Here is a 4,712-nt window from a genome sequence, read left to right as displayed (position 1 = left end):
ACCGACGGACTGCCGCCGATGTCGACCACGAGGTCGAACGCCGTCCCGCAGTCGGCGAAGTCGCGCTCGCCGTAGTCGAGGACGGACCCGGCGCCCAGCGAGCGCACATACCCGGCCTTCGCGTCGCTGCAGACCGCCGTGACCTGCGCTCCTGCCGCCCGGGCGAGTTGCACGGCGAAGCTACCGACCCCGCCCGATGCCCCGAGGATCGCCACCTGCTGGCCCTCGCGCACCCGCCCGACGTCGTGCAGCGCCTGCAGCGCCGTGACACCCGAGACGGGCACGGCGGCAGCCTCGGCGAAGGACAGGAGCGCCGGCTTGCGCACGAGGGATCCCTCCGCCGCCGTCGCGAACTCCGCGAACGTCCCGCGTCCCACGCCGAACACCTCGTCGCCGACGGCGAAGCGCGACACCTGCCCGCCCACCGCGACCACCACGCCCGCCACGTCCATGCCGAGGACGGGATTCCTCGGGCCGCGGAGTCCGAAGGCGAGCCTCCCCAGGTACGGCAGGCCGGTCATCATGTGCCAGGCTCCCCGGTCCACCCCTGCGGCCCGGACCCGGACCAGCACCTCCCCCGCCCCGACCGCGGGCACCGACAGGTCCCGCAGTTCGAGCACGTCCGCGCCGCCGTACGCGGAGTGGACGACCGCCCTCATGGTTCCGCTCGTCGTCCTGCCGCCGATCGATTCCTGCATGATCGCCTTCCCGGCGCCCGCCCCGTGCGTCCCGCCTGCGAGCACCGTATCGTACACTGTACGAAAAGACGAGGGGCAGGAGCGCCATGAGTGCACAAACGGAACCGGGGGAACGGACCCCGCTGTCGCGCGAGCGGGTGCTGCAGTGCGCGCTCGCCCTGGCGGACCGCGACGGCATCGCCGGCCTGACCATCCGCACGCTCGCACGGGAGCTCGGCAGCAGGCCGATGAGCCTCTACTACTACGTCGCCAACAAGGAGCGGATCCTCGACGGCATCGTGGACCTCGTCTTCGCGGAGGTCCACCTGCCCGTGATCGGCAACCCGTGGCGCGAGGAGATGCTCGCCCGGGCCCGCTCGATGCGGGAGGTACTGCGCCGCCATCCCTGGGCGGTGGGACTGCTCGAGTCGCGGACGAGCCCGGGCCCGGCGACCCTGCGGCACCACGACGCGACCCTGGGCACGCTGCGCACGGGCGGATTCACGCTCCGCGCCACGGCCCACGCCTACGCGCTGCTCGACAGCTACCTCTACGGGTTCGCCCTGCAGGAGGCCGCCCTGCCGCTCAGCGGCGCCGAGTCCGTCCCCGACGTCGCGGCGCCGATCATGGAACACTTCGCGGGCGGGCAGTACCCCTGGATGATGGAGATCGCCACCGGGATCGTGCTGCAGCCCGGCTACGACTTCGGGGACGAGTTCGACCACGGCCTGGGACTGATCCTCGACAGCATCGATCCCGCCGAACGACGCGCAGGACCGGGTGAGGGGGCACCGGCCGCAGGACGACCTCGGTAGAGTTCCCCCATGACCTCCTCCGTCCCCCGCGCCGCCCTCGCCGACGGGACGTCGATCGACGTCGTCGGGTACGGCGTCTACAAGGTCCCGCCCGAGGACACCGCCCGGCTCTGCTCGACGGCGCTGGACGTCGGGTACCGCCTGCTCGACACGGCCGCCCTGTACGGCAACGAGGAGGGTGTGGGAGCAGCCGCCCGCGCGTACCTCGAGACCGGCGCCCGCGACGACCTCTTCCTCACCTCGAAGGTGTGGAACGACGACCACGGATTCGACGCCACCCTGCGCGCCTTCGACGCGACGATGCAGCGGTTGGGCCTCGAGGAGCTCGACGTCTACCTCATCCACTGGCCCTGCCCGTCGAAGGGGCTCTACGTCGAGACGTGGCGCGCCCTCGAACGCCTCCGTGCCGACGGACGCGTGCGGTCCATCGGCGTCTCCAACTTCCAGCAGCCGCACCTCGAGAGGCTGCTCGACGAGACCGGCGTCGTGCCGGTCCTCAACCAGGTGGAACTCCACCCCTACCTGCAGCAGCGCGACCTGCGCGCCTTCCACGCGCAGCACGGCATCGCCACCCAGGCATGGAGCCCCCTCGGCCGCGGCAACGTCCTGCGGGACGCCGTCGTCGGTCGCATCGCGGCCGACCTCGGGAGGACACCGGCGCAGGTGATCCTGCGATGGCACCTGCAGCAGGGCATCCTCACGATCCCGAAGGCGAGTTCGCGGGAGCGGATCGGCTCCAACCTCGACATCCTCGGGTTCGCGCTCGACGACGGACAGGTCGGGGCCCTCGACGCGCTGGACCGGGACCAGCGATTCGGCTCGCACCCCGACCGGGTCGGCTGATGCGCGATGCGACGGTCCGGACCCTGCGCTGGGAAGGCACCCTGCAGCGCATCTGGGACTATCCCGCCGTTACGGCGCCCGGCGAGGCGCCCCGCGGGACGATCGTCATGGTGCACGGCTTCCGGGGCGACCACCACGGACTGCTGCGCCTCGTCGAGGAGCTGCCCCGGCACCGCGTCATCCTGCCGGACCTGCCCGGTTTCGGGCAGGGCCAGGCGCTGGCCGGCACGCACGACGTAGCCACCTACGCCCACTTCATCAGCGACTGCACCCGGCTCCTCGCTCCCGACGCGCCCGTCCTGCTCGGCCACTCGTTCGGTTCGATCGTGGCCGCGGAGGCCGCCGCCGGCTCCCCGGGCCTCGCCGGGCGCGTGGTCCTCGTCAATCCCATCAGCGCTCCGGCGCTCGAGGGGCCCAGCCGCACCGCCTCCCGGCTCGCCGAGGGATACTACGTGGCCGCCGACCGCCTGCCCGAGGCGGCCGGGCGCGCCCTCCTGGCGAATCCGGTGATCGTCCGCGGCATGAGCATCTTCATGGCCAAGACGAAGGACCGGACCCTGCGACGCTGGATCCACGGGCAGCACGACGCCTACTTCAGTTCCTTCGCCGGCCGTCGGGTGGTCCTCGAGGCCTTCCGGGCATCGATCTCGGGCACCGTGCGGGACCGGGCCGCGGACCTGCGAATGCCCGTCCTGCTCATCGCGGCGGATCGGGACGACATCGGTTCCGTGGCGAGCCAGCGCGACCTCGCAGGGCTCATCCCGCACGCACGGCTCGAGGTCATCGCGGACGTCGGGCACCTGGTGCACTACGAGAAGCCGCGCGAAGCGGCGCTGATCATCGAGGAGTTCCTGGAGGACACCGCCCCATGAGGATCCTGTTCGACGCGCGCTTCACGCGCACGGACCACCACGACGGCATCAGCCGGTACGGCGCGAGCCTGATCGCCGCGCTCGCGGAGACGGACGACGTCGTCATGCTCGTCAGTGATCCCCGGCAGCTGGCCCTGCTGCCCGACGTGCCGTCCGTGCTGGTCAACAGCCCGCTCTCCCCCGCCGAACTGTTCGTCGCCCGGCGCATCAACCGCCTCCGGCCCGACGTCGTCGTGTGCCCCATGCAGACGATGGGCTCGTGGGGCCGCAGATACCCTCTCGTCCTCACGCTGCACGACCTGATCTACTACCAAAACCCCATGCCGCCGTCCTTCCTCCCCCTCCCGGTGCGCCTGCTCTGGCGGCTGTACCATCTCGCCTACTGGCCGCAGCGCCTGCTGCTCGACCGGGCCGACGTGGTCGCGACGATCTCCGACACCACGGCGGCCCTCATGGCGGAGCACAGGCTCACCCGCAGGCCCGTCCTGCTCGTCGGCAACGCCCCGCAGCCCACGGAACGCCGGCGGGACCCTGACGCGCCGCGCTCGCCGTCGCTGCTCTACATGGGCTCCTTCATGCCGTACAAGAACGTCGAGACCCTCGTCCGCGCCATGGCCCTGCTGCCCCGGCACACGCTCCACCTGCTCAGCCGCATCACGCCCGAACGCCGCGCCGAACTCACGGACCTGGCGGCGGACGAGCAACGCATCGTCTTCCACGGGGGCGTGACGGATGCGGAGTACGAGGACCTGCTCCACGACTCGACGGCCCTGCTCACGCTGTCCCGGGCGGAAGGCTACGGCCTGCCCATCATCGAGGCGATGGCCACCGGCACGCCCGTCGTCGCGAGCGACATCCCGATCTTCCGTGAGGTCGGGGGCGAGGCAGCCCTGTTCGTCGATCCCGGGGACCCGGAGGACGTGGCCTCGGCGGTGCGGAGCCTCGACGACCCCGCGCGGTGGGCCGCAGCATCCCGCGCCGGGCTCGAGCGTGCAGGGAGCTATTCCTGGGAGGTGTCCGCGGAGCAGCTGCGGGGTGCCTGCCGGCGTGCGGTGTCCGAATACACCCGGCGGCGGCGACGCGGGCGCACCCGGCCGGTCCCGAGGCCGGAGGACGGGGCGAAGGGCTCATGACGCGCCCTTCCCGACGGACCCCGCGACCGCCGGTTCCCCGACCGGGGGTTCCCGGCCGGGGAGCGGCGGGGCACCAGCCGCTCCCCCGGGCAGGCTCCTGACATGGATCTCCAGTGCCCGGCGACGGCCGTCCTCGTCGACGACGCGGGCATCCCGCCGTCGTGGCTGGCCCGGCTGCCGATCGCCGGGCGCTTCGGGTGCCGAGGGCACGAGGCCCTCGTGGCGCTCGTGAACGCGACGGCGGACCTGTACCGCGGCGAGACCTTCGTGGTCGCCGCACCGTCGCCGGACATCGAGGAGGCGCTGCGGAGCCAGGGCGTGGCGGCCGTCGTCCCCCTCGTGATCGAGGTCGACTCCGAGGGCTGGCGCCGC

At 72.4% G+C, this 4,712-nt stretch carries 6 protein-coding genes; 5 read left to right on the top strand and 1 reads right to left on the bottom strand.

Features of this window, described 5'->3' with window-relative positions:
* On the bottom strand, positions 1-755 hold a 755-nt coding region (locus CVO76_RS15445), incomplete at its 3' end, for an NAD(P)-dependent alcohol dehydrogenase (protein WP_244186026.1).
* A gap of 29 nt (positions 756-784) precedes the next feature.
* Between CVO76_RS15445 and CVO76_RS15440 the strand changes: the two genes are divergently transcribed.
* The 5 genes from CVO76_RS15440 to CVO76_RS15420 all read left to right on the top strand — a co-directional run.
* On the top strand, positions 785-1,492 hold the full coding sequence (locus CVO76_RS15440) for a TetR/AcrR family transcriptional regulator C-terminal domain-containing protein (protein WP_208740022.1): 708 nt from the start codon (positions 785-787) through the stop codon (positions 1,490-1,492).
* A gap of 9 nt (positions 1,493-1,501) precedes the next feature.
* Positions 1,502-2,335, top strand: a complete 834-nt coding sequence (locus tag CVO76_RS15435; RefSeq protein WP_208740021.1) for an aldo/keto reductase — start codon at positions 1,502-1,504, stop codon at positions 2,333-2,335.
* Complete coding sequence (locus tag CVO76_RS15430) at positions 2,335-3,207, top strand: alpha/beta fold hydrolase (protein WP_208740020.1); 873 nt, start codon at positions 2,335-2,337, stop codon at positions 3,205-3,207. The genes CVO76_RS15435 and CVO76_RS15430 overlap by 1 nt, the downstream gene beginning before the upstream one ends.
* Positions 3,204-4,340, top strand: coding sequence for a glycosyltransferase family 4 protein (locus CVO76_RS15425; RefSeq protein WP_208740019.1), 1,137 nt, complete (start codon positions 3,204-3,206; stop codon positions 4,338-4,340). Before CVO76_RS15430 ends, CVO76_RS15425 begins: the two co-directional genes overlap by 4 nt.
* Positions 4,341-4,442: 102 nt before the next feature.
* The coding region (locus CVO76_RS15420) for a hypothetical protein (RefSeq protein WP_208740018.1) at positions 4,443-4,712 on the top strand (270 nt) is incomplete at its 3' end.

Source organism: Arthrobacter agilis (assembly GCF_002953615.1).
Classification (GTDB): Bacteria; Actinomycetota; Actinomycetes; order Actinomycetales; family Micrococcaceae; genus Arthrobacter_D; species Arthrobacter_D agilis_B.
This window is presented reverse-complemented; position numbering and strand designations above follow the sequence as displayed.